The following is a 24,808-nucleotide window of genomic DNA, read 5'->3' as shown; positions in this document are numbered from 1 at the left end:
CGGACGCAACGGGGTGATGAATGCGAACCCGTTTCTCATCCCGCACAACGAAAAGGCGATTACGCGTCCACCTGTCGGCCCGTGCCTCATCCCGTATTCCTTCGAAGCGGGAGGTGGATTTTTTCGGGGATACCCATGGCCAACGACAAGCTTTCGACCTACAGGCAGAAACGCGATTTTCAGAAGACGCAGGAGCCAAGCGGAAAAACGAAGCTGAAAGCTTCAAACCGCCGGCGCTTTGTCATCCAGAAACATGACGCCACGCGGCTCCATTATGACCTGCGCCTCGAACTCGACGGCGTCTTCAAGTCCTGGGCTGTGACCAAGGGACCGTCTCTCGATCCCCAGGACAAGCGCCTGGCCGTGGAGGTGGAAGACCACCCGCTGGACTATGGTGACTTCGAAGGCACGATTCCCAAAGGCCAGTATGGCGGCGGCACGGTCATGCTCTGGGACCGCGGCTACTGGGAGCCGGAAGGCAACAGGACGCCCGAGCAGGCTCTCGCCAAGGGCGACTTCAAGTTTACCCTTGAAGGAGAGCGGCTGCAAGGCAGCTTCGTGCTGGTGCGGATCCGCAACGACCGTGAGGGTGGCAAGCGGACGAACTGGCTGCTGATCAAGCATCGCGACGACTTCTCGGTCGAAGAAAACGGCGCCGCCATCCTTGACGAAAACAACACGTCGGTTGCCTCGGGCAGAACCATGGCCGCCATCGCCGCAGGTAAAGGAAAGAAACCAAAACCGTTCATGGTGCAGAGCGGCGATGTGCAGGCCGACGCCGTCTGGGACAGCAATCATGGACTGGCGGCAGACAAACGTGCGGCGGATACAAAGAAAAGGCGCCCGGCAGCGCGGAAAGCAGCGAAGTCCGCGATGCCTGACTTCATACCTCCGCAGCTTTGCGAAACGCTCGAACGTCCACCCACCACCGATGGCTGGATCCACGAGATCAAATTCGACGGATACCGTATTCAGGCGCGCATTGAAAACGGCGAAGTCACGCTGAAGACGCGCAAGGGGCTGGACTGGACGGCCAAATATCCGGCGATTGCGACATCGGCCGCGAGCTTGCCCGATGCCATCATCGACGGGGAGATCTGTGCGCTCGATGAAAACGGTGCCCCGGACTTCGCCGCACTTCAGGCGGCGCTGTCAGAAGGTAAAACGGATGCGCTCGTCTATTTTGCTTTCGACCTGCTGTTCGAGGGGAGTGAGGATCTGAGGCAACTACCGCTTACGGAACGCAAGAAAAGGCTCGAAGCGCTGCTGAGTAAGGCGGGGGAAGATCCGCGCCTGCGGTTCGTCGAACATTTCGAGACCGGCGGCGATGCAGTATTGAAATCGGCGTGCAAGCTCTCGCTGGAGGGCATTGTCTCGAAGCAGGCGGATGCCCCCTATCAGTCGGGGCGTACCGATACCTGGGCGAAATCCAAATGCCGCGCCGGACATGAGGTTGTAATTGGCGCTTACGCCAAAACCAACGGCAAGTTTCGTTCACTTCTTGTCGGCGTCTTCAGGGACAATCACTTCGTCTATGTCGGGCGGGTCGGGACCGGCTATGGTGCCAAAACGGTGGATACAATCCTGCCGAAGCTCCGGGAACTGGAAACCTCAAAATCGCCCTTTACCGGAATAGGCGCTCCGAAAAAAGAACCCAACATCGTCTGGGTCAAGCCCGAACTGGTGGCCGAGATCCAGTTCGCCGGCTGGACCGCGGACGGACTGGTCCGTCAGGCAGCCTTCAAGGGTTTGCGCGAAGACAAGCCGGCGAAGGAGGTCGAGGCCGAAACGCCGGCATCGCCAGGGAAAACTGAAACGCCAACGCCGGCCCGGCCAAAGCCGTCGCGACCGGCACGCGGCAAGAACACCAAGGCAGAAGTTATGGGCGTGATGATCTCCAGCCCTGACAAGCCGCTCTGGCCCGATGCAAATGACGGTGAGCCGGTCACCAAGGAGGATCTCGCGCACTATCATGAGGCCGTTGGTCCATGGCTGATCGACCATATCAAGGGACGGCCATGCTCCATCATCCGGACGCCTGACGGCATCGGTGGTGAGCAGTTCTTCCAGAGACACGCGATGCCGGGAACGTCGAACCTGCTCGAACTGGTCAAGGTGTTCGGCGACAAGAAACCCTATCTGCAGATTGATCGCGTTGAGGGCCTTGCCGCCATCGCCCAGATCGGCGGCGTCGAACTGCATCCCTGGAATTGCGAGCCCAACGAACCGGAGGTGCCCGGTCGTCTTGTCTTCGACCTTGATCCGGGTCCGGACGTACCCTTCTCCACCGTGGTCGAAGCCGCCCGGGAAATGCGCGACCGGCTGGAGGAACTTGGCCTCGTCAGCTTCTGCAAGACCACCGGCGGCAAGGGCCTTCACGTCGTCACCCCGCTTGCGGTACCGAAGGGAAAGAAGCTGAGCTGGCCGGAGGCGAAAGGCTTCGCACACGATGTCTGCCTGCAGATGGCACGTGACAACCCTGACCTTTACCTGATCAAGATGGCGAAGAACCAGCGCAACGGTCGGATCTTCCTCGACTACCTGCGCAATGACCGAATGGCGACTGCTGTCGCGCCGCTGTCACCGCGCGCCCGGCCAGGCGCACCAGTTTCGATGCCACTGACCTGGAAGCAGGTAAAAGCGGATCTCGATCCGAAACGCTTCACCATTCGCACCGTACCGGCGCTTTTGTCGAAGACAACCGCCTGGGAGGATTACTGCGACGGGCAGCGTTCGCTGGAGCAGGCCATCAAGCGGCTGACGAAATCGATGAAACAGGCCGCCTGAGAGCGGCCTGGATCAAGACCCGTAGCTCAGGTCAAGGTCGCTCAGCGCAGCCTGCACCTCATCGATTGAGGACAGGGCCCGGTGTTCCAGGCATCTGGCGGTACGCCGGCCTTGAGTCGGTCGTGTAGAGGTTCGAAGCCCAAGCGGCCAATATGGTCCGTTTTTCGTCGACCTTGAGCGTGGTTGCGTCCACCACATCGATCGGCCGCGCAATTTCCATACCCTTGAGCGGCAAGCTGCGGATTCTCATGCATGGAGGCTTCCTCAGCGAACGTGCGGATCCTTGTCGTGCGAGTGACGGGACGCGGAGATGACATCAACGTCCGGGGCCAGCAGATCGTGTTTGGCGGCAAAGGCTGCAAACAGACCCCGGGCGGTGTCCGCTTCGATCTCACCGCGCAATGCCGCCCTGCAGGCCTTCAGCGCCATTGAATGCGCCGTATCGCGCATTGATGCCGGCCATTCCGCCAGATGCCGGTAAGCGTCGATGACGCTGCGAACCTCGGTCGGGAAACCAAGGCCGATAAGGATGGTGACGGGCTCGTTGAACATATCGGGTTTCATCGCGCTCTCCTTCCTACCCCCGATGTTGACGGGCGCCGCTGCAACGGCGCCCGTTTTTTTAAAATTCGATCAGGCCGCCTTTTGCGCTTCGATCTGCGCCGAGGCAACCTTATGCTGAAGGGCCGGGCTGGTCTGGATATCGATCTTGCGCGGTTTCAAGGCCTCAGGAATCTCACGAACGAGATCGATCGACAGAAGACCGTTGCGGAGATCGGCGCCATTCACCCTGACATGGTCGGCAAGTTCGAAACGGTGTTCAAAAGGCCGGCCGGCTATACCGCGATGAAGGTATTCATCGGCGGAAGCGTCCTGCTTCTTGCCGGTAACGGTGAGAAGGTTGGACTGAAAGGTGATGTCTAGCTCGTCCTCGGCAAACCCTGCGACCGCGACCGAAATCCGGTAGCTGTCATCGCCGGTCTTGACGATGTCATAGGGCGGCCAGTCGCTGATCGAGCGGGCGCGCTGGGCATTTTCAAGAAGATTGAAGATCCGGTCGAAGCCGACGGTCGAGCGGAACAGGGGTGCGTAGTCATAAGATGTTGCCATAGCCATATCCTCCTTGAAGCAACATGGGTACAGAAGCGCCGAAACGCGGCGCTTCCAGCAAGTCCAGCCCTGTCTCAGCAGCTGGCGGCAATCGATTTGGTTTTCGGAAATTTACGATTCAAGGGTGCCGTCAGAAAAAATTGACGTCCTGGCGCCGGCCAAGACCAACTCAGTCGAGTTCATGGACCGCGGCATTGTCCTGTACCTCGCGCAGTCCTTTATAGGACGCATGACGCAGGTTGCCATCGTCGGTCCAGCCACGGAACTCGATTTCGGCGATGAGCGTCGGCTGCGCGAAGACGTAATTCCTGCCCTTGAGCGGAACGACCGGTGTCTTCGTCTTCAGCCTATCCAGGGTCTGCTTCAGATACGCCGCATCTTTCTCCTTGAACCCGGTTCCAACGGCGCCAACATAGACCCAGTCATGGCCACGTCTCGCCGCCAGCAGCAAACTGCCAATCCCGCCGCGCGCCACCGCCGACTGCTCGTAGCCGACAATCATGAAGCTCTCGCTTTGAACACACTTGATCTTCAGCCAGTCTCCGGTCCGGCCCGAGCGATAAGTGCTGTCACGATGTTTTGCGATGATGCCTTCCATGCCGAGGGAACACGCGCTCGCCAATAATTCAGCGCCGTCCGCTTCTATTTCTTCGGACAGCTGGATTGCGCCGGTCGCGTCTTCAAGCAGGTTCCCCAGCAAGTGCCGGCGGACCGACAGCTCGGTACGAGTGAGATCGTGACCATCGAAATACATAAGATCGAAGGCGAAGAGTACGGCTTTTGTCGACGCCCGTTTGCCGCCTCGCCCACCGAGCGAGCGTTGCAGAGCGCCAAAATCGGAGCGACCCTCGCCGTTCAGCACCACCGCTTCGCCGTCAAGGATGGCTGTTGCAACTCCAAGGTCCCTGGCCGCTGCGGCGATAGCGGGAAACCGGTGCGTCCAGTCGTGGCCGCCCCGGGTAATGATCCGCACACCCTTCGGCTCGATATGGACCGCGAGCCGATAGCCGTCCCACTTCATTTCATAGACCCACTCGGGGCCGGACGGCGGGGCCGTCTTCAGGAGCGCCAGACACGGCTCGACGCGATCTGGCATCGGGTCGAACGGCAGATTGGGCTGAGCCGGATCGCGCCTGCGGCGCGGCTGCGATTTTGCCGTCAGGCTGTCATTCTGCAGAAGCGGCTTGGCGGGGCGTTTCATTTGCCCGCCCGGTTCTCGGCGGCAACCGATTTCTTCAGCGCGTCCATGATATTGATGACATTGTTGGGTGCCGACTTCGCCGGTGTGGATGCCCTGGGTTTTGCAGACTTCTTCAGCGCTTTCTTCTTGGCGGCAATGATGTCAAGCAACCGTTCCTGAACCGGATCGATGACCATCTTGGGGTCCCAGTGCTGCGTTTGCTTTTTGATCAGTTGCTGCACGAGACGCATCATCTCGCTATCGGCCGTTTCATCTTCTTCGATCCCCCCAAAGTAAGTATCCTCGTCACGGACTTCATCCCCATAGCGCAGCGTCCACAGAACGATACCCTTGCCGCGTGGCTCAAGCATGACGGCGCGTTCGCGGCGGGTAATCACCAGACGTGAAATCCCCACCATGTTCTGCGCTTCCATCGCATCCCTGATGACCGAGAATGCTTCCTGGCCGACAGCATCGTTGGGTGAAAGATAATAGGGCGTGTCGAGCCATATCCACTCGATGCTGTCGCGGGGCGTAAATGTCGAGATGTCGATGGTCTTGGTGCTGTCGAGCGCAACGTTTTCCAGTTCTTCGTCTTCGAGGATGACGAATTCGTTCTCGCCACGCTCATAGCCCTTGACCTCATCCTCCTCCCTCACCTCTTTTCCGGTAACACTATCGACGTAGTGGCTGACGACCCGGTTTTCGGTATCGCGGTTGAGGGTGTGGAAGCGAACTTTCTCACTTTCGGACGTTGCCGGCATCATCTGCACGGGGCAGGTGACGAGCGAGAGTTTCAGATAACCTTTCCAATAGGGACGGACAGCCATGATTTCCTCCGTCAGCCGGCGCGGCGCGTCTGTGAAGAGACCGCATTTGATTTGGCAGCAGCACCCGGTTTCGAGGCCTTCTGACGGCCAGCACTCTTGTTGGCGTTAGAAGCGGCGCGTTTCTGCCTGGATTTGGTGCCCATGCCAGCACTCTCGCGTAGCGCCTGCAAAAGATCGTTTTGCCGCGGGACCGCTGCGGCCTTCTTCTTCGGCAGGGCCCTGCCCTCGATCTTGGCCTTCACCAGCTCGGCAACGGCGGCCTCATAACGGTCGTCGAACGTGCTTGCGTCGAAGGTCCCCTTCTTTGTGCCGATAATGTGCTCGGCAAGCTCAAGCATCTCGCCTTCGATCTTAAGGTCCGGCAACTCCTCGAAGACTTCCACCGACGAGCGGACTTCATAGTCAAAGTTGAGCGTCGTGGCGATCAGGCCTTTCCCGTGTGGCCTGATCAGCACCGTACGCAGCCGTCGGAAGAGCACGGTGCGGGCGATCGCAGCAACTTTGGCTCTTTTCATGCCATCGCGCAAAAGAACGAAAGCGTCCGTCCCCATCCTGTCGGGCGCCAGATAATACGGCTTGTCGAAATAGACGCTGTCGATCTCGCTGCAGGGGATGAAGGCGTCGATCTTCAGCGTCTTGTCGCTGTGAGGCACGGCCGCAGCAACCTCGTCCGGCTCGAGAACGATATACTGGCCGTTCTCGATCTCATAGCCCTTGACCTGTGCGTCCCGTTCCACCGGATCGCCGGTCTCGCTGTCGATAAATTCGCGTTTCACCCGGTTGCCGGTTCGGCGATTGAGGGTGTTGAAAGCAATCCGTTCAGATGATGATGCCGCAGTATAGAGAGCCACAGGACACGCGACTTCTCCGAATTTGATAAAGCCCTTCCAATTCGCTCGCGGGGCAACCATGACGCAAAACTCCTGCCACAACCAATGCGATTCAAGCGAATCAGCATGCATTTGTTCCGAGTCAAAACGAATCATTTTTCAAGGACTTAGGGCCACGATCACAACTGGCGTTGCGATTCTTCGCTAGACGCTTGATTCCGGTGCATCTTTTTGCGGCGACGAACGTTTCCTCTTCACGAAACGCAAAGAGGAGGCCTGTCATGAGCAAGCGTGAACTGATCGATACCGGAACCGACAAGCGTTATGTGCGCCGCGATAAGGACGGCAAGTTCAAGGAAAGCGTCGACGTCTCGCGATCGCTCTCCGCCGACGCACGCCACGATGCGAAGCATGATGCGAAACCGGGCCAGGGTGACCGGGGTGATCGCAAACACTGACGAACCCCGGTGAAGCTCGCCACGTATAACGTCAACGGTATCAACGGCCGGCTCGAAGTACTGATCCGCTGGCTCGATCAGGCAAAACCCGATGTCGTCTGCCTGCAGGAGTTGAAAGCGCCGGACGAAAAGTTTCCGCGCCGCCAAATCGAGCGCGCCGGCTACGGCGCCATCTGGCATGGGCAGAAATCATGGAATGGCGTTGCAATCCTTGCCCGGGGTCAGGAACCTCTCGAGACGCGCCGGGGGCTTCCCGGAGACCCTGACGACAGCCACAGCCGGTATATCGAGGCTGCCATCGATGGCATGATCATCGGCTGCCTTTACTTGCCAAACGGCAACCCGGCACCCGGGCCGAAATTTGACTACAAGCTGCGCTGGTTTGAGCGGCTGCGTTTCTACGCAGGTCAACTGCTTGAGCTGGACGTGCCATGCGCCCTTGTTGGAGACTTCAATGTCATGCCGACCGACCTCGATGTCTATAAGCCTGAGCGCTGGCGAGACGACGCCCTGTTTCGCCCCGAGGTTCGCGCAGCCTATGCCGGCCTGATTTCAATGGGCTGGACGGACGCCATCAGACTGCTGCATCCGGACGAGCGGATCTATACGTTCTGGAAGTATTTTCGGAACGCGTTTGCGCGGGATGCGGGTCTGCGCATTGATCATTTCCTGCTGACCCCATCCATGCAGGAACGATTGCAGGCGTGTGGGGTCGACAAGTTTGCGCGTGCGTGGGAACACACCAGTGATCACGCCCCCGCCTGGATTGTACTGGACGACCGATAGAGACCCATAGAGCGGATAAGGATGCTTCGCGCGCCTCCCTGCTGGCGGCGAAGGGCGGACCGAGGCTTTCGCATGAGCGCTGTTATGGCGGACGGGCTGGAAAGGTCTTTGTCCATAATCGAGCATATGTCGACGCCTTTGGACCGAACGGACCCATAGGCTTCGACGCCCGCACAGACGCCGCGGCGATCGAAGGCTCGTCTTTGGAACGAGGGGGGTTCCTAGAAAACGTTCCGGTGCACATCACTCATCGCCCGTCGCAAATCATCGATCGCAGATGCCGTCTGTCCTGGGTGACCGTCGAGGGCCGGCGGCATTTTCCAACCTGGATCAATGCCTTCCATGTTCGGCAGTTCATGAGCAATGCCTTTATGGCAATCGATGCAGGTGGCCTTGCCCGTCAGCAGATATTTTGAATGGATATCGGCGGCGCGCTGTGTCTGTTTGGTAAAGTCCATGGCGACGGAGGAGTGGCAGTTGCGGCATTCCAGACTGTCATTGGCCTTGAGGCGCGACCATTCGTGCTGGGCAAGTTCCAGCCGCTTGTCTAGAAACTTCTTGCGGGTGTCGATTGTGCCAAAAATCTTGCCCCAGACTTCCTTGGAGGCCTGCATTTTGCGGGCGATCTTGTCGGTCCATTCATGCGGCACATGGCAATCGGGACAGGAGGCGCGCACGCCGGAACGGTTGGAGAAATGCACCGTTCGAGTCAGTTCCTCATAAACATTGGCACGCATCTCGTGGCAGGAAATGCAGAAGGCTTCCTTGTTGGTCATCTCGAGCGCGGTGTTAAAGGCGCCCCAGAACATCACGCCACCGACGAAGCCGCCTAGCGTCAGGAAGGCGAGGCTGAGCGTGCCGGCCGGCGTCGTCAGAACCGCCCATAACCAGGTGAGAAGTTTTTTCACACGGGCGATCATTATTCACTACCCGCCGGTTTGACGCCCATCGTGCTCATGTCCTCAAACGTGCTGGGCACAAGCGGTCGGGTATCAGCCTGCGGGACATGGCAGGCGGTGCAGAAATAACGGCGCGGCGAAACGTCCGCCAGCATCTGGCCTTCGCGCGTCATATAGTGGGTTACGCTGATCATCGGCGCGCCGGAATCCTGCGTGAACTCGCGTTTGTGACAGGAAAGACAGCGGTTGGCATTGACCGAAAGCTGGTAACCGTCGATCGAATGCGGGATGACCGGCGGCTGCTCCGGGTAAGCGCGCATGCGTCTAAAATCGTCGACCACCCATTTCGGCAGGGGTTTGGCGGGTTCGGTCTGCATGGCATCACCGCGTGGGCCGGACAATTCCGGCACCATCTGCGCAACGGCCCCCGTCGCCAACGCCACGACCAGAAGCGTGGCGGCGATCCATCCATGTTTCCTGATCATGCGACTGGCTCTATCTTGACTGCGCATTTCTTGAAATCCGTCTGCTTGGAGATGGGATCGGTTGCGTCGAGCGTGACCTTGTTGATGAGCTGGCTGGCATCGAACCACGGAACGAAGATGACGCCTGGCGGCATGCGGTTACGGCCGCGCGTTTCCACCCGGGAACGTATTTCGCCACGGCGTGAAACGATGCGGATTTCCGCGCCCTGATTGAGCCCGCGCTTGCGCGCGTCGTCGGCATTCATGAAACAGCGGGCGCCAGGGAAAGCCTTGTAAAGTTCCGGCACACGCATGGTCATGGAGCCGGAATGCCAGTGCTCCAGCACGCGGCCCGTCACCAGCCAGGTATCGAATTCCGCATCCGGGGATTCCGCCGGCGGTTCGTAGGGCACGGCGATGATGACCGCCTTGCCGTCCTTGTTGCCGTAGAACTTCACGCCCTCGCCCGGTTTGACATAGGGGTCGTAACCTTCGCGGTAACGCCACAACGTTTCCTTGCCATCCACCACCGGCCAGCGCATGCCGCGCACCTCGTGATAGGCATCGTAAGGCGCCAGATCGTGGCCGTGGCCGCGCCCGAAGGCGGCATATTCCTCGAAGAGACCCTTTTGCAGATAGAAGCCGAAATCCTTGGATTCCTGGTTCTGGTAATCCGCGTTGATCTCGCTTAACGGGAACTTGCCGACATCACTGTCCTTGAAGAGCACCTCGTACAGCGTCTTGCCGCGATAGGCGGGATTGGCGTCCAGTATCTCCGCCGGCCACACCTCATCCGTGGTGAAGCGCTTGGAGAATTCCACCAGCTGCCAGAGGTCGGAGCGCGCCTCGCCCGAGGCCTCGACAAGCTGGTGCCAGACATGGGTGCGCCGCTCGGCATTGCCATAGGCCCCCTCCTTTTCCACCCACATGGCGGCCGGCAGGATGAGGTCGGCGCTCATGGCCGTGATGGTCGGATAGGCATCGGAAACAACGATGAAGTTTTCCGGGTTGCGATATCCCTTATAGGTCTCGTTCTTGGTGTTGGGTCCGGCTTGGACGTTATTGTTGACCTGAACCCAGTAGAAATTCAGCTTGCCGTCATGCAGCATGCGGTCCTGCTGGACGGCGTGATAACCCGGCTTTTCCGGGATGATGCCGTGGGGAATGCGCCAGATTTCTTCGGCATGTTTGCGGTGCTCGGGGTTGGTCACCGTCATGTCGGCAGGCAGGCGGTGGGCGAAGGTTCCCACCTCACGCGCCGTGCCGCAGGCCGAGGGCTGGCCGGTGAGCGAGAACGGACTATTACCCGGCTCGGAAATCTTACCCGTCAAAAGATGGATGTTATAGACCATCTGGTTGGCCCAGACGCCGCGAACATGCTGGTTGAAACCCATGGTCCACAGCGACATGACCTTGCGTTTCGGGTCGGCATAAAGCTCGGCCAGCTCCTCCAGAAAACCGGCTTCAACGCCGGTCATGGCTGCGGTCTTTTCCAGCGTGTATTCGGAGACGAATTCCTTGAAGGTCTCGAAATCGATCGCTTCGGTCTTGGTTGGATCGGCGGAATTGGCGGCATTCACCTCAACCGGATTGTCGGGCCGCAGGCCATAACCGATATCGGTGACACCGCGCACGAATTTCGTGTGGTTCCTCACGAAGTCTTCGTTGACGCGTCCGGTCTTGATGATGTGGTTGGCGATGTAATTGAGGATGACGAGATCCGTGCCCGGCTTGAAGACCATCGGAATATCGGCAAGGTCCATGCTGCGATGGGTGAAGGTCGAAAGCACTGCCACCTTCACATGGTCGAAGCCCAGACGCCGGTCGGCAATGCGCGTCCACAGGATGGGATGCATCTCCGCCATGTTCGAACCCCAGAGCACGAAGGCATCGGCATGTTCGAAATCATCGTAACAGCCCATCGGCTCGTCCATGCCGAAGGTGCGCATGAAGGCATAGGCAGCAGACGCCATGCAGTGACGGGCATTAGGATCGAGATTGTTGGAGCGGAAGCCGGCACGCATCAGCTTGGTTGCGGCGTAACCTTCGAAGATCGTCCATTGGCCGGAGCCGAACATGCCGACGGCCGTCGGTCCCTTCTCCTTCAACACCCGCTTGCACTGCGTGGCCATGACGTCGAAGGCCTCGTCCCAGCTCACAGGCTCGAACTCGCCATCCTTGGCGTAGACGCCGTTTCTCTTGCGCAGAAGCGGAGTTTGCAGCCGGTCCTTGCCATACATGATCTTGGACAGGAAATAGCCCTTGATGCAGTTGAGGCCGCGATTGACCTCCGCCTGCATGTCGCCATGGGTGGCGACGACCTTGCCTTCCTTGACGCCGACCATGACGCCGCAGCCCGTGCCGCAGAAACGACAGGGCGCCTTGGACCACTTGATCTGCAATGCGGAAACCCCGCCTGGCACCGGCTGGGCGGCGGCCGGCAGCGCAATGCCCGCCGTTGCCGCCGCAATGCCGGCGGCATGGGCCTTCAATAGATCACGCCGCGTCAGTTCGCTGCTCATCGCCGCTTGTCTCCTCTGTGTCGACGTGTTCGAAAACCATGTTGGCGGCAATCACACCGTCGAGCGTCGAAATATAAGTGAGCGTATCGCCCAGCATGCCGGTGCTCGTGCCGTCTATGACGATGACGATCTTGCCGTTGCCCTCGCCATGAACCTCGACATTGTCGAGCGTCGAAAGCGTTGCGAGCACGGCGTCCCGCATCTGCGGCATCACCGCCACCACGGCGCTTGAAACATGATACCGGCCTGTATTTTCAAGCATATTGCATCTCCGTGGCTCTATCTTTGATCTCGATCACACTGGCGGGACAGACGGACACGCAGGCCCCGCAACCGGTGCAGGCATCTCCCAGCAGTTCCGGAACGAAGGGGCCGCCACGGCGTGGCCGAAACCGGATGGCCTCGGTCGGGCAGGCATCGCGGCAGGCCTGGCAATCGATATTGCCGAAGGCGAGACACCCCTCACCGATCGCCATGACGTGACCGAAGCGCTGTGCCGTGGGGGCAGCAAAGACCGGCTCAGGACAGGCCTCAGCACATTTGCCGCAAAAGGTGCATTCCCCGGCGGAGAAATCCACGCAAGGCAAACCGTCCGCCATGGCGATGATGCCGGTAGGACAGGCCTCGACGCATTTTGCGCAACCGCTGCACGCGGCGAGGTCGCTCAGCGCGACCCCGGGGGGACAGATGCGTGGTCTATTTTTTTGCCCGCCGCGCAGGAAATCGCGCCGGCTGAGAGAGACTTCCATCATCATCTCGCCCTCAATGGCCGGGCGGCCCCGGCGGGCCGTAAATGATCTGGAACATCCAGACGATAAAGCCATAGGCTCCGACAAATCCGACCGCCAGAATGGGCCAGATTCCGAATGCCAGAACGGCGAAGGTGACAAGTTCCCTCGTCCGACCTGGCTTTTCATCTGCGTGTTGAGGCGCGACTATTTTAGGCATATTCGCGTTTCCCTATTCGGTTGGAGTTATAATCGACCAAAAAGAAGATATGTTCAACTACTTGATTTTATTGATTATTTATCAAAACTAACATTCATCAATATCCCTCCCCTAAGTCACTGATTTCACTTTGTGCTTTTGCCAAAAAAATAAACAAACCGGTCGGGACAGTGATGTCGCCGCCGCGGGGCAAGGTGTCTCTCATCCGCATGCCCCCGCCTCATCGATGCCAGGCGCGCGCATGAAAGGCAGAAAGCCCTGCAACCAGACCCCGAAGCTCGCCGCCCACAAAACGGCGCTGAGGCCATGGTGATAGGGTGACAATGTTGCGGCAAAATCGAATTCCGGCAGGAGGCGGACCAGCCCGGCCATCACCATCAGAAGGGCGGCCACATGCGCCTGCCACGGCAGATGCGTCAGGTTGCGACCCGTATGCCGCAGCCCGGCAATGATGAAGACGGCCATTATGGCGCATCCCAGCGCCCCGATCGACAGCAGATGCAGCCCTGCGGCGGGCGTGACGGAAAAACCGAGCCTTGTTGCGCCGAGCGCCAGAAAACCCGAGCCCGCAAAGGCGTTGCCAAGACCGAGCAACAGCACCTCGGTCTTGAAGACGGCACGCCCGATGAACCATTCGGCCAGCCGGTCGAAAAAGGCGGCCCCGGCCGCAAGCGAAAGCCAGGCGCAGACATCGCTTTGCGGAAAGAAAAGCTTCGCCGCCATGTAAAGCGTCACCATGGCGCCCGCCATATGCTGGCGGCCGGGATGCGGCCGGTAAGGCGTGGTCTCGCCGCCCGGATCGAGCGCCAGATTGATGACGACCACATTAATACGAGCGGCGGAGAGTGAAAACAGCACGGTGAAGATGCACAGCGCCGCTTCCAGAAAGCGGGATGCAAGTTCGGGATCGCCGCTCCACCAGGCATAACGCACACCCGCTTCAGCCACCGCAAACAGAAGAAGCCAGACGAGGAATGCCAGGTGTTTCATCGTGCGCCGCGCCAGCATCGCCCTGCCGATGAGAACAGAGAGCGCGAGCAGAAAGGCGAGATCGAAAAAACCCGCAAACAGGCTCCATGCCTCCATCCCGAGAAAGCCGATAAGGCGGCCCGGCAGCCAGAGACCGGCGAGATGAAGCAGCGTTCGTCCCTGCGCCGGTTTCGTATCCGTCCATTCCGGCACCGCCGAGCCGAGGAAACCGGCAAGCGCCATGCCATAGGTGCCGAAGATCATTTCATGGGCGTGCCATTGCGATGCAGGCACCGCATCGGCAAAAGGCAGGGCATAACCACCGATGACGACCCACAGGAAGGGCCAGCCCGCGCCATGCAGGGCGGCCAGAGGGAAAAACAGCCGCAGGGCTTCCGAAAGGATGGGGGGCTGCCTCATCGCACCCGCTCCTTTGCTGAAAACAGTTCGGCGAAGGCCGGGCTCTCGGACAGGCGTTCCGCTTCGTCGAAAACCGCCCGCGCCATGCGCCGGCCCGGCGAACCCGCGGGCTTATGCGCGGCAATGACGCGGCCATCGACGCCGGAGAGCACGATCAGCCGGTCGGCAACCAGCAACGCCTCATGAAGATCATGGGTGACGAGAAGGGTGGAAAAACCGCGCCGGCAGGCGGCGCCCACCAGAAGCTCCTGCAAATGACGGCGCAGGCCGACATCGACGGCGCTGAAGGGCTCGTCCAGAAACAGCATGTCCGGCTCCACGGCGAGCGCCCGCGCAACGCCGGCGCGCTGGCGCATGCCGCCGGAGAGTTCCACCGGATATTTGCCGAAATCCGCCGCCTCCAAACCGACTTCCAGCGCGAAAAGGCCCGCCCTTTCGCGCCGCTCCCGTTTCGGCATGCCGGCCGCCGCAAGGCCGTAGGCGATATTGTCGATAAGCGTCATCCACGGCAAAAGCCTTGGCTCCTGAAACACCAGCCCCTGCCGGCGATAATGGCGGTACACGCGGCCACGAACGGGATCGATGATACCAGCCGCGATCTGCAAAATCGTCGTCTTGCCGCTGCCGGAGGGGCCAAGCAGCGCCACGGTTTCCCCGGGCGCTATGCCGAGATTGAAATTCTCGAACAGGCTGCGGCCGAGAAAGGCGTGGCCGACATGTTCGAAATGCAGGATGGAACGGTCGCTCATCGTTTGACACCCCATGGCAGCCCGGCGGCGCGCCAGCGTTCCAGCGCCTCGCGCAGCAGATGCAGCAGGCCGTAATCGGTCAGCAGCGCCAGCGCGACGGTGATGGCGAGCCAGGCGCTGACCTGTGCGATGTCGAACAGCGCGCGTGCGGTGGCCAGTTCGCCGCCAATGCCGCCGGAATTCGAAAGGAGCTCGGCCATGACGGTTACTTTCCACGCGCTTCCGGCCGTCGTCGTCCAGGCCGGGAAGAGGTAGGAGAGCACATGCGGCATGGTGACGGTGCGCAGCCGGTAAAACCACGGAGCGCCGAAGGCCTGCGCCATCACCTCCAGCTGACGGTCCCGCTTGGCGACACCTTCCAGCGCACCGGCAAAGGACACGGGAGCCGAGGCGATGATGACGGTCATGACAGCCGTGCCCCCCGACGAGCCGAACCAGATGAGCGCCAGCACGATCCAGCCGATGGGCGGCACGCCGAGCAGAACGGTGACGACAGGCTTCATCAGCCGCATGGCCGCGAAGGAATAACCCGCCAGCACGCCCGCCATCGTGCCGATGCCGGCGGCGATGGCAAAGCCGGTCAGGGCCCTGACTGCGCTCTGCGACAGGATGGCGAGGAAATCCGGCCGCGCCGCCAGAAGCCCCATTGCCGCGAAGGTCTCCCCCGGCGAAGGCAGGATGAAGGAGCCATAAATCTCATGCCCGGCCTGCCAGGCGGCGAGAAAACAGAAAATACCTGAAAGCCCGGCCCAGCCCGCCCAGAGATAGCGGCCCATCCAGCCAAGACTTTCGAGAATGCGGTTCATGCCTGCTACACCAGATAAAACCCGTCATCCGGCCGCCGGCCGCCGATGATTGCCGGGTCGGCCCTGGCAAGCTCATCGTAGAACGCCTCGAGATCGGCGCGCGCAGCGCTTGCCTTCAGGGCGCACAGATGACTTGTCGGGAAGGAGGCGGCGATGATTTCCGGCGGGAAACCCAAGGCATCGGCGGCCGCAGCGGCCGCCGTCTTCGGATCGGCCGCGGCGCTGGCGAGCGCCGTCTCCATGGCGCCCTGCAAAGCCTCGATGCCGGCCCTGCCGAGTTTTTGCTGGACCGGCGATGTCAAGGCGAGGCCAGCCTGCGGAATTTCAGCCTTGCCGGCCACCTTCGCCCATTCCCGCTGAATATCGATGGTGCGATGGACGGTCATGAAAAAAGACTTCGCCTTGATGAGCACGGCGGTCGCGGCCGGCTCGCTCAGCAGGGCGGCATCCACCCGTCCCGTCAGCAGCAATTGCACGGCTTCCGGCGGCGAGGCGGCATATTCCAGCTTGATGTAGCCGGGCTTCAGGCCGTTTTCAGCAACAAGGCGGCGCAGCACGAAATCGGGCATGTCGTTCTTGAACGGCAAAGCGAGGGTCTTGCCGGAAAGGCTTTGCAGGGAGTTCAGCGTCCCGTCTTTCGAAACGATATGGAGCAGGCCCGTGGTCAGCACGTTCAACAGCCCGAGGCCGAGACCGCGATTGTGGAGATTGGCGACGCCGTAGCTCGGCATCACCACCGCTCCCATGGAACCGGAGGCGACGGCGGCACGCATTTCATCCGGGGTTTTCCAGGCTTTGAAGACCGCTCCGGGTGTGACATCCTTTAGGAACCCGCCCTTTACCGCATGGGCCAGCACGGCCGACGGCGCGGCCGGAGGGCCATAAAAGGTGAGCGGCGCTTCCGCCTTCGCAACATGCGGTACGGCAAGTGTCGCGACCGCGAGCCCGGAAAAGGCTGAAAGAGCCTGACGACGGGTGAGATGGGCCATGGTCCTGATCCTTTCGCGCCGGAAGCGCCATGATGCGCGTGACGCCCGCTCAGACCTGTCTTCCGGTCCCGGCGCGTCACCAACCCGGAAATGACATTTTGCAAGCACCCGCTCTTTGCGCAGGATCAAACAGGGCCGAAAACAGGGATTTATTCACCCTTCTTGAGTGAGAGCGCGTCCCGCAGGATTCGTGAACCCTCCTGGGCGGCGGCAGCGATATCGAGAAACATCAGGCTTGCGGTTTCGACCACACCTTCATCCACCGTGTCGTCGTCGGCGAAGTCGCAGAGCATCTCGGTCAGGAGCGCTATCTTGCGCCGCTCCTCGCGGGCGGCGGCCAGAAGCTTGACGATATTGCGCTGGCGCTCGAAATCCTCGAGTTCGCGCAGCGCCTCGTGCACCCTGTCGCGGCAGCCGCAATCAAGCGCGCTCTGCAAGACAATGTCGCGCACGAGATGGATTGCCGCCGCGATATCCGCTCCGCCCGGCGCCGCTGCGGGCAGCTTTTGCTCGTCCGTCGTCATGCATTCACCCCATGCGCCGTGTTGCGGGCGCGGGCGATCCAGGCCGCCCCTTCCTGCCCGTGGTGGAAACCATTGGAAAAGGGTACGTCCGGATAAATTTGCCCGAGACGTGCAAGACCGTCCTCCGCCTCCCGCCTGCCGGCCAGAACATCGTCATGGATTTGCGCCACCGCAACCATGTCGCAGTCCTGCGGCGACAGCCGGAAGCGGGAAATGCCGGCGGCGGCCAGATCCTGCAATTCGCCAAGCAGCGACTGGCAGGTGTGCGACACCGTCTGCACGCCGTTCAGCGCCAGAAACGACTGCCGGTCAAGCGTGCGCACCGGCAATCCGTCAGGGTCGTCACCGCAGACGAACTGGCAATTATCCTTGATATTGCCCTTGGCGCGGGCATGGGCGCAGCGCGCCGAAATGGCGAGCGGCAGGCGGCCGAAGGCGAAGATTTCGAAGCCCACATTGGGCGTCTGCGCCACGATCCGCTCGACCGAGGTCATCGGCAGTTCCGGCGGCAGGCAGATGGCACTCGCCCCACGAGAAGAAAGCAGCCGCGCGGTTGCGGCATTATAAACATTCACCATTGGCCCGACGACATGCGGCGTGCCGTGCAGAATGCCGAGCGCGGAAAGATCGTTCGCCTCGACCGGATAGGGACTGTCGGCGATCAGACCGCGCAGCTGGCGACTTTCCCGCTCCAGCGTCACCAGCGAAAGCGTCGAGAGGATCACCTTCTTTCCGGCACTCTCCAGTCGCTCGATCACGTCGGCGAGATAAGGCTCGGTAAAATGAAACCGTTTGGAGCAGACGGTTTCACCGAGATAGACGTGGCTGACGGGCGCTTCATCGGCGATGCGGAAATAAAAATCTCGCCATTTCTCGCCCTGCCAGAGATAAAGGACCGGGCCGAGCGCCAGAGTGGCCTTTGCGGGTTTTGCCATCGCCTTCATCTCCAGCGTTTTTCATAAGCGCCAACGGTGGTGCGCTGGCCTTCGCTTAAGAGCCGCAGGCGCGAGAGCAGCCGTCCCCGTTCTTCGGCACCGGCGGAAAGCGCCCGGTGCAGGGTGGAAACCACTTCCGCCACATAGGCCTTGCCGCGCTGGCGACCCTCGATCTTCAGCGCGCTGACCCCCGCCTCGCGCAGCGCATCGATCTGGTCCATCACGTCAAGCGATACCGGATCTTCGAAGGCATAGGACTTGTCATCGGCAATCTCGAAACGGCCCTTGCACAGCGTGGGGTAACCCGCCGCCTCGCCGGCCGGAAATCGGTTGATGGTGTATTCGCCAAGTTCCGACACCAGCGCCTGCCCGTCCTGCCGGTAGCGGACGTGGCTTGCCGGCGAGCAGACGCCGTTCATGTTGGGTGACTTGCCTGTGGTGTAAGACGACAGCGAGCAGCGCCCTTCCGCCATGACGCAGAGACCTCCGAACACGAAGATTTCGATTTCGCAGCGGATTTGCCGCGCCAGCCGGGCGATGTCGGCAATCGTCAGGGTGCGCGGCAGCACCACGCGTTTCGCGCCGAAGGCATCGACGAGGAAATTCACCGCATCCGCATTGGAGGCGGAGGCCTGCACGGAGACGTGGATACGCTGCTGCGGATGATGTTCCGCCACATGCGCCATCAGACCGAAATCGGCAAGGATAAGTGCGTCCGCCCCCGCCTTAATCGCATCGGCCGAGCCGCGATACCAGATATCCTCATTGCCAGCACGCATGAAGGTGTTGAGCGCCACGAAGGTCTGGACACCGCGCTTTTTCGCGTAAACGATGGCCTCGGCAAGTTCCTCGCGGGAAAAATTAAGGCCGGGGAAATTGCGGGCATTGGTTTCATCCCGAAAACCGCAATAGACCGCATTCGCCCCGGCATCCACGGCCTCGCGAAAGGCGGCAGGCGTTCCCGCAGGACAGATCAGTTCCATGCGTCAACTCCCCGCGTTTCGGACAGAACATGGCCACGCAGGCGGTTCGCGACACGCGTTATCATGGGCGCGAAAGGCCCGGCAAATGCACCGAGGTCACGCGGCAGATCGATGCCGCTGTCATCAAGCGCATTGCGCAGCGCCAGCATCGCCTCCATGTCGCCGGTGACGCTGAGATCACGCGAAAAGAACAGCGCATCGGCATCCTGCCGCCCCTCCATCAGCGCAAGCAGCATGAAAAGCGGTCCCTCGACCGCCGCATCCGCCTTGGCCAAGCGAGCCTTGCGGCTGACGGTGATGGCGCGACCTGCCGGCTCGACCATGAAGGCGAAGGGGAGATCGACGGGCAGAAAGGCGTAGCGCTTGCCACGATGTTCACCGAGCCGGACGAACATATCCGGATGCCGCTTCATGATCTGTGCCAGCATCGCCGCCGTCGCTCGCTGCACCACGGCAAGGGGTAGGAAATTCATGGGGCGGGCGATGGCGGCGGGAAAAGATCTCATGAAAGGTCCTGTCGGCTCAGTTGCGGGCGGCAACCTAACCGCAGCGCGCGGGTGGCGGTTTGAGCGAACGCAAAGACAGGGAAATTTTCAGGTGCGCCTTCACAAAAGCCGCTATAATTCATTCACTTGCCAAGCGACGGAGGCCGCCCGTGTCCGATTTAAGGGTCAAACGGATTTACGAACCCGCCAGCGACGATGACGGCGCGCGCATTCTGGTGGACCGGCTCTGGCCGCGCGGCATGAGCAAGGAAAAGGCAAAGCTTTCCCTGTGGATGAAGGACATCGCGCCCAGCAACGAATTGCGCAAGAACTTCTCCCATATGCCGTCTCGCTTTGAGGAATTTACCCGGCATTATCATAAGGAACTCTCGGCCAATCCCGATGCCGTGGCGCACATGAAGGAGCTGATGGCGAAAGGCCGCGTCACGCTGCTTTATGCCGCCCATGATATCGAACATAACCACGCCCTGGTTCTCGCCGACTATCTTCGTTCGCATTGAAGCCGCATTTGCGGCAGCGCAAGGACATGCCGTACTGCCATCGGCAAACAGGCGGCATGAGAGACGAGAAAACAGAAACTAAACCCGCCCACGCAGCCGATCTGCGCAGTTTCGCCCGGTTGCTGGAAGAACGCGGGCAGCTGCGGCGAATTCGCCAGCCGGTCTCGCTGGTGCATGAAATCACCGAAATCCACCGCCGCGTGCTCGCCGATGGCGGGCCGGCGCTGCTGTTCGAGCAACCCGTCGACCATGAGGGCAAGGTGCGGGACATGCCGCTGCTTACCAATCTTTTCGGCACGCGGCAACGTATCGAATGGGGTCTGGGGCTGGAAACGGGCGGCCTGCCGGCGCTTGGACAAAAGCTTGCCGAATTGCGCGAACCACGGCCGCCGAAATCCATGGCCGAGGCATGGGGTAAGCTGCCTTTGCTGAAGGCCGCACTGTCCATGCGGCCACGCAACGTCGCGCGCGCGCCGGTACAGGAAAAGGTACTGACGGGTGATGCAGTTGATCTTGCCCGCCTGCCGGTGCAGTGGTGCTGGCCGGGCGAGCCGGCCCCGCTCATCACATGGCCGCTGGTCATCACCCGTTCGCCTGACGATCCCGACGATATCAATGTCGGCATCTATCGCATGCAGGTGTTGGGACCGGACAGGGTGATCATGCGCTGGCTGGCGCATCGCGGCGGCGCGCATCACCACCGGCTGTGGCGAGCGCGCGGGCTGGATATGCCCGTTACCGTCGCCATCGGTGCCGATCCCGCCACCATTCTCGCTGCCGTGATGCCGCTTCCCGACCATATCAGCGAGCTTGGCTTCTCCGGCCTGCTGCGCGGCTCGAAAAGCCGCATCGCAAAAGCTTTAACCGTGCCGATGCCGGTGCCGGCCAATGCCGAGATCGTACTGGAGGGCACCGTTTCGGGATCGGAAACGGCACTCGAAGGCCCTTATGGCGACCATACCGGCTATTATAATTCGGTCGAATCCTTCCCGGTCATGACGCTCTCGGCAATCACCATGCGCCGCGATCCGATCTATCTTTCCACCTATACCGGCCGGCCGCCGGATGAGCCTTCGGTTCTCGGCGAAGCCATGCTCGACATTTTCCTGCCGCTCGTGAAAAAGCAGTTTGCGGAAATTGTCGATCTGTGGATGCCGCCGGACGCCTGTTCCTACCGCGTCATGGTCGCTTCCATCGACAAGCGTTATCCCGGTCAGGCAACGCGGGTGATGATGGGTCTCTGGTCGATGCTGCCGCAGTTCAGCTATGTGAAGCTCATTATTCTGGTCGATCCCGACATTGATGTGCGCAACTGGGCGGACGTCGTCTGGGCGCTCTCAACCCGTTTCGACGCCTCGCGCGATACGATGATCATAAACGATACGCCCATCGATTATCTCGACTTCGCCTCGCCGAAAGCCGGGCTCGGCGGCAAGATGGGGCTGGACGCCACCCGCAAGCTGCCGCCGGAAACGGAGCGCGAATGGGGCCGTGTGCTGTCGATGACGCCTGACGTGATAGCGAAAGTGGATCTGATGTGGCGCGATCTCAGCCTTGGAGAACGGCCATGACCCCGTGCCGCGTCGTGGTTGGCGTCACCGGCGCCTCGGGTGGCGGCATTTCGTTGCGGATCGTCGAGCGCCTCGCCGAGATGAAAAGCGTCGAAATCCATCTCGTCCTGTCGCAATCCGCCAGACGCACCGTGTTGCATGAGGAAGGGGCGCAAGCCATGGGGCGGATGTTCTCACTCGCTGGCGTCAATCATGCCGTCGACGATATCGGCGCGGCGATTGCCAGCGGCTCTTTCCCGACGGCCGGCATGATCGTCGCCCCCTGCTCCATGCGCACACTTGCGGCCATCGCAACCGGGTTTTCGGACAATCTCCTCACCCGCGCCGCCGATGTGCATCTGAAGGAACGCCGGAAACTTGTGCTGATGACGCGCGAGACGCCGCTGCATCTCATCCATCTGCGCAACATGTGCACGGTGACGGAGGCCGGTGCGATCGTCATGCCGCCGGTGCCGGCCTTTTACAACAGACCGCAAAGCGTCGCCGATATTGTCGACCAGATGGCCGCTCGCGCCATCGATCAGCTCGGTATCGCGCCCGCGCCGCAGGCGCCGATATGGCAGCCGCATCTGGTGAAGACGTCGTGAGCCATCAAAGATAGGCCATCGGGTCAGCACCAAAGAGCGCGGCATGACCACCGGCCAGCAGCCACCACACCGTCAACCCTGTCAGCGCTGCGGCTAGCAGCATCGGCCCGTCCACGGCGAGGCGCGTTTTGCCGGAAAGCATTGCTGCGAAAGGGATCGTTGCATTTTTAGCAGCCGCCGCGCTCCATGCATTACCCAGTCTTTTCCGCGCGCGTTTTTCGGTCATCGCCATCCCGCCAAGCGAAAACAGCGCAAAGCCGCCGAACAGGATGACGGAACGCAGGTCGCCATTCGGCACGACATGCCCCAACGACCAGAACAGAAAGCCGACGAGTACCGGGTGCCGCGTGATGCGCACGATTGCCCCCGGTCTATCTCCCTGCCGCACGGAAATGGAAAGCGGATTGACGCTGAGGAGGCCGGCCAGCACGAAAAACAGGCCAATCGGCGCTGCCAGAAAGGTGACATGCGCCTGCCAGGGCGCAACATCCCAAAGCGGAATATAATCGACCGACAGCGCGGCATAAAATACCCAGCCCAGCGTCAGAAGCGAAACGGCGGAATAAGTCCCGAAATAGGCGGGCCTGCCGATGGCCGCAATCAGCCGGCCGCGCACGGCAGGTACGGCGGGAATGGAATGCAGCGCCACGAAAAGCGAAAGAGCGGCGACAAGTTCAAGCATGTGACTGCCTTCTTACTGGTTCAGGAACAGCACCGAAGCAATGGCCACGGAGGCAAGCACGGCGGAAACCGCACCCATGCGCTGCAACACACCCATACGGTACAACAGCACCGCAAAGCCAACGATAATAGGGGTTGCGACAATCAGCCCGACCTGCGCGTCGTTCATGGGAAGCTCCATTTTCCAGAGTTGCGCTTTGTCATGACAATAGGACTTTGCACGCTCCCTTCTTTGACCGACCGCAAAGAAGCGGGGTTTGAGGACGCCTAAGCGTGGCTTGCTGTTTTACAATTACGGACAAGACCATGGCGATCAATACGGAAGAGGAAAGCGGAAGCCTGCTTTTGTGGATTCTGGTCTGGAGCGAACTTGCCGCTTTCGGCGCGCTGACCGGTGCCTTCATCATTGCCTTCGCCCTCAAGCCCGAGGCCTTCGCCGCCGCGCGCCAACATCTGCAGCCGCAGCTTGCCGGTCTCAATACGCTGATTTTGCTGGCAAGCGGCTGGCAGGCGGCCGTTGCGGCCAGTCGCCACACCGCGCTGCCGGGAAGAAGGCGGGCGCTCGCGCTTGCCGGCCTGCTGGGCTTCGTTTTCGTCGGCGTAAAACTCTATGAATATTCCACCGAAATCGCCTTCGCCTCCGATCCCGCCTATGGCGCTTTCTTCGAGCTCTATTTTCTGCTCACCGGCTTCCATCTGCTGCATGTCGTCTTCGTGGCCGTGCTGCTGTTTCTCGTCGCAGTCTTCCCGAAAAACGAGAACGTCACGCTGGTGACGACGCTGTGGCATGTGATCGATCTCGTCTGGATCGTCATTTTTCCCATCGTCTATCTGGTTTGACAGTCATGATCCACCGCACCTCCCGCCAGCTTGCAAGAAGTTTTGCAGTGCTCGCCATTCTCGTTCTCGCCGGTACGGCCGCCGTCACCTCGTGGAAGGCGGCGCTTCTGCCGCCGGTTGCCGTCGCCTGCCTGATGCTGCTTTTCGCGCTCCTGAAATCCAGACGCGTCATCGACGATTTTCTGGGTTTTGGCGAAGAGCGGGGCCTGCTGCGCACGGCACTTCTGGCATGGCCTGCCATCTTTGCCGCCGCAGCCCTTTTGCGGGCGTTCCTGCAGGGCATTTTGCCGCTCTGAAAAGGCGGATAACGCCACCTCTCCACTTGTTTGCCAAATGGCAAAGAACGCCGGCAGCCAGCGGCTAGAAAGGCGTCAGACCCCACCGCATTCCGCCAGCCTGCTGGCAAATCCCGGCAAGAGGGTTCGATCAAGCCAGTCCGCATAAGCGGTCTTCCGGATGGAAAGGACCATTGGCATGGCAGAACGCCTGACCAAAACAGGAGCGCGAAACGTCTTTTACGGCGGCTCCATCTTCTTCTTCGCCATTTTTGTCGGGCTGACCGCCCATAGCCATTATTACATACGCACCACCTCGACGGATGAAAGCACGCTGACGGAAAGCGTCGCGCGCGGCAAACATGTGTGGGAGAAAAATTCCTGCATCAACTGTCACACGCTGCTCGGCGAAGGCGCCTATTTCGCGCCCGAACTCGGCAATGTCTGGAAGCGCTATGGCGGCGTGGACGACAAGGATGCGGCGCGCGATTCCATCAAGGCCTGGATGGCAGCCCAGCCCACCGGCATCGAGGGCCGGCGCCAGATGCCGCAGTTCAATCTCACCGAACAGGAACTCGATGATCTCGTCGACTTTCTCGAATGGACGAGCCGGATCAAGACGCAGAACTGGCCGCCGAACGATGCGGGTTGAGGCTGAC

The 24,808-nt window shown here is 60.7% G+C and carries 31 protein-coding genes; 9 read left to right on the top strand and 22 right to left on the bottom strand.

All coding sequences use genetic code 11. The features are described from left to right. The first annotated feature begins 135 nt into the window (after nt 1-135). Nucleotides 136-2,787, top strand: coding sequence for a DNA ligase D (ligD, locus tag AGR2A_RS26220; RefSeq protein WP_072495312.1), 2,652 nt, complete (start codon nt 136-138; stop codon nt 2,785-2,787). Nucleotides 2,788-2,845: 58 nt separating this feature from the next. On the opposite strand, the gene AGR2A_RS26215 is transcribed toward ligD (AGR2A_RS26220), so the two are convergent. From AGR2A_RS26215 to AGR2A_RS26190, 6 genes are all read right to left on the bottom strand, one after another. Beyond that, nucleotides 2,846-3,037: a hypothetical protein gene (locus AGR2A_RS26215; RefSeq protein ID WP_312620668.1), complete on the bottom strand. Its 192-nt coding sequence runs from the start codon at nt 3,035-3,037 to the stop codon at nt 2,846-2,848. A 14-nt stretch (nt 3,038-3,051) separates the two neighbouring features. After that, nucleotides 3,052-3,351: a DUF982 domain-containing protein gene (locus AGR2A_RS26210; RefSeq protein ID WP_072495313.1), complete on the bottom strand. Its 300-nt coding sequence runs from the start codon at nt 3,349-3,351 to the stop codon at nt 3,052-3,054. Nucleotides 3,352-3,420: 69 nt separating this feature from the next. Further along, on the bottom strand, nt 3,421-3,897 hold the full coding sequence (locus AGR2A_RS26205) for an Hsp20 family protein (RefSeq protein WP_072495314.1): 477 nt from the start codon (nt 3,895-3,897) through the stop codon (nt 3,421-3,423). A 169-nt stretch (nt 3,898-4,066) separates the two neighbouring features. Beyond that, complete coding sequence (ligD, locus tag AGR2A_RS26200; RefSeq protein ID WP_072495315.1) at nt 4,067-5,098, bottom strand: non-homologous end-joining DNA ligase; 1,032 nt, start codon at nt 5,096-5,098, stop codon at nt 4,067-4,069. Then, complete coding sequence (locus AGR2A_RS26195; RefSeq protein WP_072495316.1) at nt 5,095-5,907, bottom strand: Ku protein; 813 nt, start codon at nt 5,905-5,907, stop codon at nt 5,095-5,097. The genes ligD (AGR2A_RS26200) and AGR2A_RS26195 overlap by 4 nt, the downstream gene beginning before the upstream one ends. An 11-nt stretch (nt 5,908-5,918) precedes the next feature. After that, nucleotides 5,919-6,818, bottom strand: a complete 900-nt coding sequence (locus AGR2A_RS26190; RefSeq protein WP_072495370.1) for a Ku protein — start codon at nt 6,816-6,818, stop codon at nt 5,919-5,921. A gap of 200 nt (nt 6,819-7,018) precedes the next feature. Between AGR2A_RS26190 and AGR2A_RS26185 the strand changes: the two genes are divergently transcribed. Both AGR2A_RS26185 and xth read left to right on the top strand, forming a co-directional pair. Further along, a complete protein-coding gene (locus AGR2A_RS26185; protein WP_080823558.1) occupies nt 7,019-7,195 on the top strand; it encodes a hypothetical protein in 177 nt (58 codons plus the stop codon). 9 nt (nt 7,196-7,204) lie between these two features. Then, complete coding sequence (gene xth / locus AGR2A_RS26180) at nt 7,205-7,981, top strand: exodeoxyribonuclease III (RefSeq protein ID WP_072495317.1); 777 nt, start codon at nt 7,205-7,207, stop codon at nt 7,979-7,981. 221 nt (nt 7,982-8,202) lie between these two features. Here xth and AGR2A_RS26175 read toward each other — a convergent pair whose 3' ends face one another. The 14 genes from AGR2A_RS26175 to ubiT form a co-directional block, all read right to left on the bottom strand. Further along, nucleotides 8,203-8,898: a cytochrome c3 family protein gene (locus AGR2A_RS26175; RefSeq protein WP_107327949.1), complete on the bottom strand. Its 696-nt coding sequence runs from the start codon at nt 8,896-8,898 to the stop codon at nt 8,203-8,205. 2 nt (nt 8,899-8,900) lie between these two features. After that, on the bottom strand, nt 8,901-9,392 hold the full coding sequence (locus AGR2A_RS26170; RefSeq protein ID WP_034499927.1) for a nitrate reductase cytochrome c-type subunit: 492 nt from the start codon (nt 9,390-9,392) through the stop codon (nt 8,901-8,903). Next, nucleotides 9,362-11,866: a periplasmic nitrate reductase subunit alpha gene (gene napA, locus AGR2A_RS26165; protein ID WP_080823554.1), complete on the bottom strand. Its 2,505-nt coding sequence runs from the start codon at nt 11,864-11,866 to the stop codon at nt 9,362-9,364. The genes AGR2A_RS26170 and napA overlap by 31 nt, the downstream gene beginning before the upstream one ends. Then, a complete protein-coding gene (locus AGR2A_RS26160) occupies nt 11,841-12,128 on the bottom strand; it encodes a chaperone NapD (RefSeq protein ID WP_080823552.1) in 288 nt (95 codons plus the stop codon). The genes napA and AGR2A_RS26160 overlap by 26 nt, the downstream gene beginning before the upstream one ends. Continuing rightward, nucleotides 12,121-12,621, bottom strand: coding sequence for a ferredoxin-type protein NapF (locus tag AGR2A_RS26155; protein ID WP_072495320.1), 501 nt, complete (start codon nt 12,619-12,621; stop codon nt 12,121-12,123). Before AGR2A_RS26155 ends, AGR2A_RS26160 begins: the two co-directional genes overlap by 8 nt. A gap of 7 nt (nt 12,622-12,628) precedes the next feature. Beyond that, nucleotides 12,629-12,814 carry a periplasmic nitrate reductase, NapE protein gene (napE, locus tag AGR2A_RS26150; RefSeq protein WP_022557563.1) on the bottom strand — a complete coding sequence of 62 codons (186 nt, stop codon included), beginning with the start codon at nt 12,812-12,814 and terminating at the stop codon, nt 12,629-12,631. Between the two features lie 201 nt (nt 12,815-13,015). Beyond that, the gene (locus AGR2A_RS26145) at nt 13,016-14,203 is read right to left on the bottom strand and encodes an NnrS family protein (protein WP_072495321.1); all 1,188 of its coding nucleotides are present in this window, start codon (nt 14,201-14,203) and stop codon (nt 13,016-13,018) included. Further along, the gene (locus tag AGR2A_RS26140) at nt 14,200-14,952 is read right to left on the bottom strand and encodes an ATP-binding cassette domain-containing protein (RefSeq protein ID WP_072495322.1); all 753 of its coding nucleotides are present in this window, start codon (nt 14,950-14,952) and stop codon (nt 14,200-14,202) included. The genes AGR2A_RS26145 and AGR2A_RS26140 overlap by 4 nt, the downstream gene beginning before the upstream one ends. Continuing rightward, nucleotides 14,949-15,758 carry an ABC transporter permease gene (locus tag AGR2A_RS26135; protein WP_080823550.1) on the bottom strand — a complete coding sequence of 270 codons (810 nt, stop codon included), beginning with the start codon at nt 15,756-15,758 and terminating at the stop codon, nt 14,949-14,951. Before AGR2A_RS26135 ends, AGR2A_RS26140 begins: the two co-directional genes overlap by 4 nt. A gap of 5 nt (nt 15,759-15,763) precedes the next feature. Then, entirely contained in the window at nt 15,764-16,747 is a 984-nt protein-coding gene (locus AGR2A_RS26130) for an ABC transporter substrate-binding protein (protein ID WP_072495324.1), read from the bottom strand. Between the two features lie 149 nt (nt 16,748-16,896). Beyond that, nucleotides 16,897-17,271 (bottom strand): hypothetical protein, encoded by a 375-nt coding sequence (locus tag AGR2A_RS26125; protein WP_072495325.1) that lies wholly within the window; start codon nt 17,269-17,271, stop codon nt 16,897-16,899. Continuing rightward, on the bottom strand, nt 17,268-18,206 hold the full coding sequence (gene ubiV / locus AGR2A_RS26120; RefSeq protein ID WP_072495371.1) for a ubiquinone anaerobic biosynthesis protein UbiV: 939 nt from the start codon (nt 18,204-18,206) through the stop codon (nt 17,268-17,270). Before ubiV ends, AGR2A_RS26125 begins: the two co-directional genes overlap by 4 nt. A 5-nt stretch (nt 18,207-18,211) precedes the next feature. After that, a complete protein-coding gene (ubiU, locus tag AGR2A_RS26115; protein WP_072495326.1) occupies nt 18,212-19,189 on the bottom strand; it encodes a ubiquinone anaerobic biosynthesis protein UbiU in 978 nt (325 codons plus the stop codon). Then, nucleotides 19,180-19,695, bottom strand: a complete 516-nt coding sequence (gene ubiT / locus AGR2A_RS26110; RefSeq protein ID WP_072495327.1) for a ubiquinone anaerobic biosynthesis accessory factor UbiT — start codon at nt 19,693-19,695, stop codon at nt 19,180-19,182. Before ubiT ends, ubiU begins: the two co-directional genes overlap by 10 nt. Nucleotides 19,696-19,844: 149 nt before the next feature. Between ubiT and AGR2A_RS26105 the strand changes: the two genes are divergently transcribed. The 3 genes from AGR2A_RS26105 to AGR2A_RS26095 are packed head-to-tail and all read left to right on the top strand — an operon-like array spanning nt 19,845 to nt 22,353. Beyond that, nucleotides 19,845-20,195, top strand: a complete 351-nt coding sequence (locus tag AGR2A_RS26105) for a DUF488 domain-containing protein (protein WP_072495328.1) — start codon at nt 19,845-19,847, stop codon at nt 20,193-20,195. A gap of 56 nt (nt 20,196-20,251) precedes the next feature. After that, nucleotides 20,252-21,766, top strand: a complete 1,515-nt coding sequence (locus tag AGR2A_RS26100; protein WP_072495329.1) for a UbiD family decarboxylase — start codon at nt 20,252-20,254, stop codon at nt 21,764-21,766. Further along, entirely contained in the window at nt 21,763-22,353 is a 591-nt protein-coding gene (locus AGR2A_RS26095; RefSeq protein ID WP_072495330.1) for a UbiX family flavin prenyltransferase, read from the top strand. The genes AGR2A_RS26100 and AGR2A_RS26095 overlap by 4 nt, the downstream gene beginning before the upstream one ends. 4 nt (nt 22,354-22,357) lie before the next feature. On the opposite strand, the gene AGR2A_RS26090 is transcribed toward AGR2A_RS26095, so the two are convergent. Both AGR2A_RS26090 and AGR2A_RS26085 read right to left on the bottom strand, forming a co-directional pair. Further along, nucleotides 22,358-23,035, bottom strand: coding sequence for an NnrU family protein (locus AGR2A_RS26090; RefSeq protein WP_072495331.1), 678 nt, complete (start codon nt 23,033-23,035; stop codon nt 22,358-22,360). Nucleotides 23,036-23,047: 12 nt separating this feature from the next. Continuing rightward, the gene (locus AGR2A_RS26085; RefSeq protein WP_022557550.1) at nt 23,048-23,203 is read right to left on the bottom strand and encodes a hypothetical protein; all 156 of its coding nucleotides are present in this window, start codon (nt 23,201-23,203) and stop codon (nt 23,048-23,050) included. Nucleotides 23,204-23,340: 137 nt separating this feature from the next. On the opposite strand from AGR2A_RS26085, the gene AGR2A_RS26080 reads away from it, so the two are divergent. The 3 genes from AGR2A_RS26080 to AGR2A_RS26070 all read left to right on the top strand — a co-directional run bounded on the left by AGR2A_RS26080 (nt 23,341) and on the right by AGR2A_RS26070 (nt 24,801). Continuing rightward, nucleotides 23,341-23,874, top strand: coding sequence for a cytochrome c oxidase subunit 3 (locus AGR2A_RS26080; protein ID WP_072495332.1), 534 nt, complete (start codon nt 23,341-23,343; stop codon nt 23,872-23,874). Between the two features lie 5 nt (nt 23,875-23,879). Then, nucleotides 23,880-24,170, top strand: coding sequence for a hypothetical protein (locus AGR2A_RS26075; protein ID WP_072495333.1), 291 nt, complete (start codon nt 23,880-23,882; stop codon nt 24,168-24,170). 178 nt (nt 24,171-24,348) lie between these two features. Then, nucleotides 24,349-24,801 (top strand): c-type cytochrome, encoded by a 453-nt coding sequence (locus tag AGR2A_RS26070; protein WP_072495334.1) that lies wholly within the window; start codon nt 24,349-24,351, stop codon nt 24,799-24,801. Nucleotides 24,802-24,808 lie beyond the last annotated feature (7 nt).

Source organism: Agrobacterium genomosp. 2 str. CFBP 5494 (assembly GCF_900013495.1).
Taxonomy (GTDB): Bacteria; Pseudomonadota; Alphaproteobacteria; order Rhizobiales; family Rhizobiaceae; genus Agrobacterium; species Agrobacterium pusense.
Note: the sequence above shows the minus strand (reverse complement) of the source record. Positions and strands in the feature narration are given on the sequence as shown.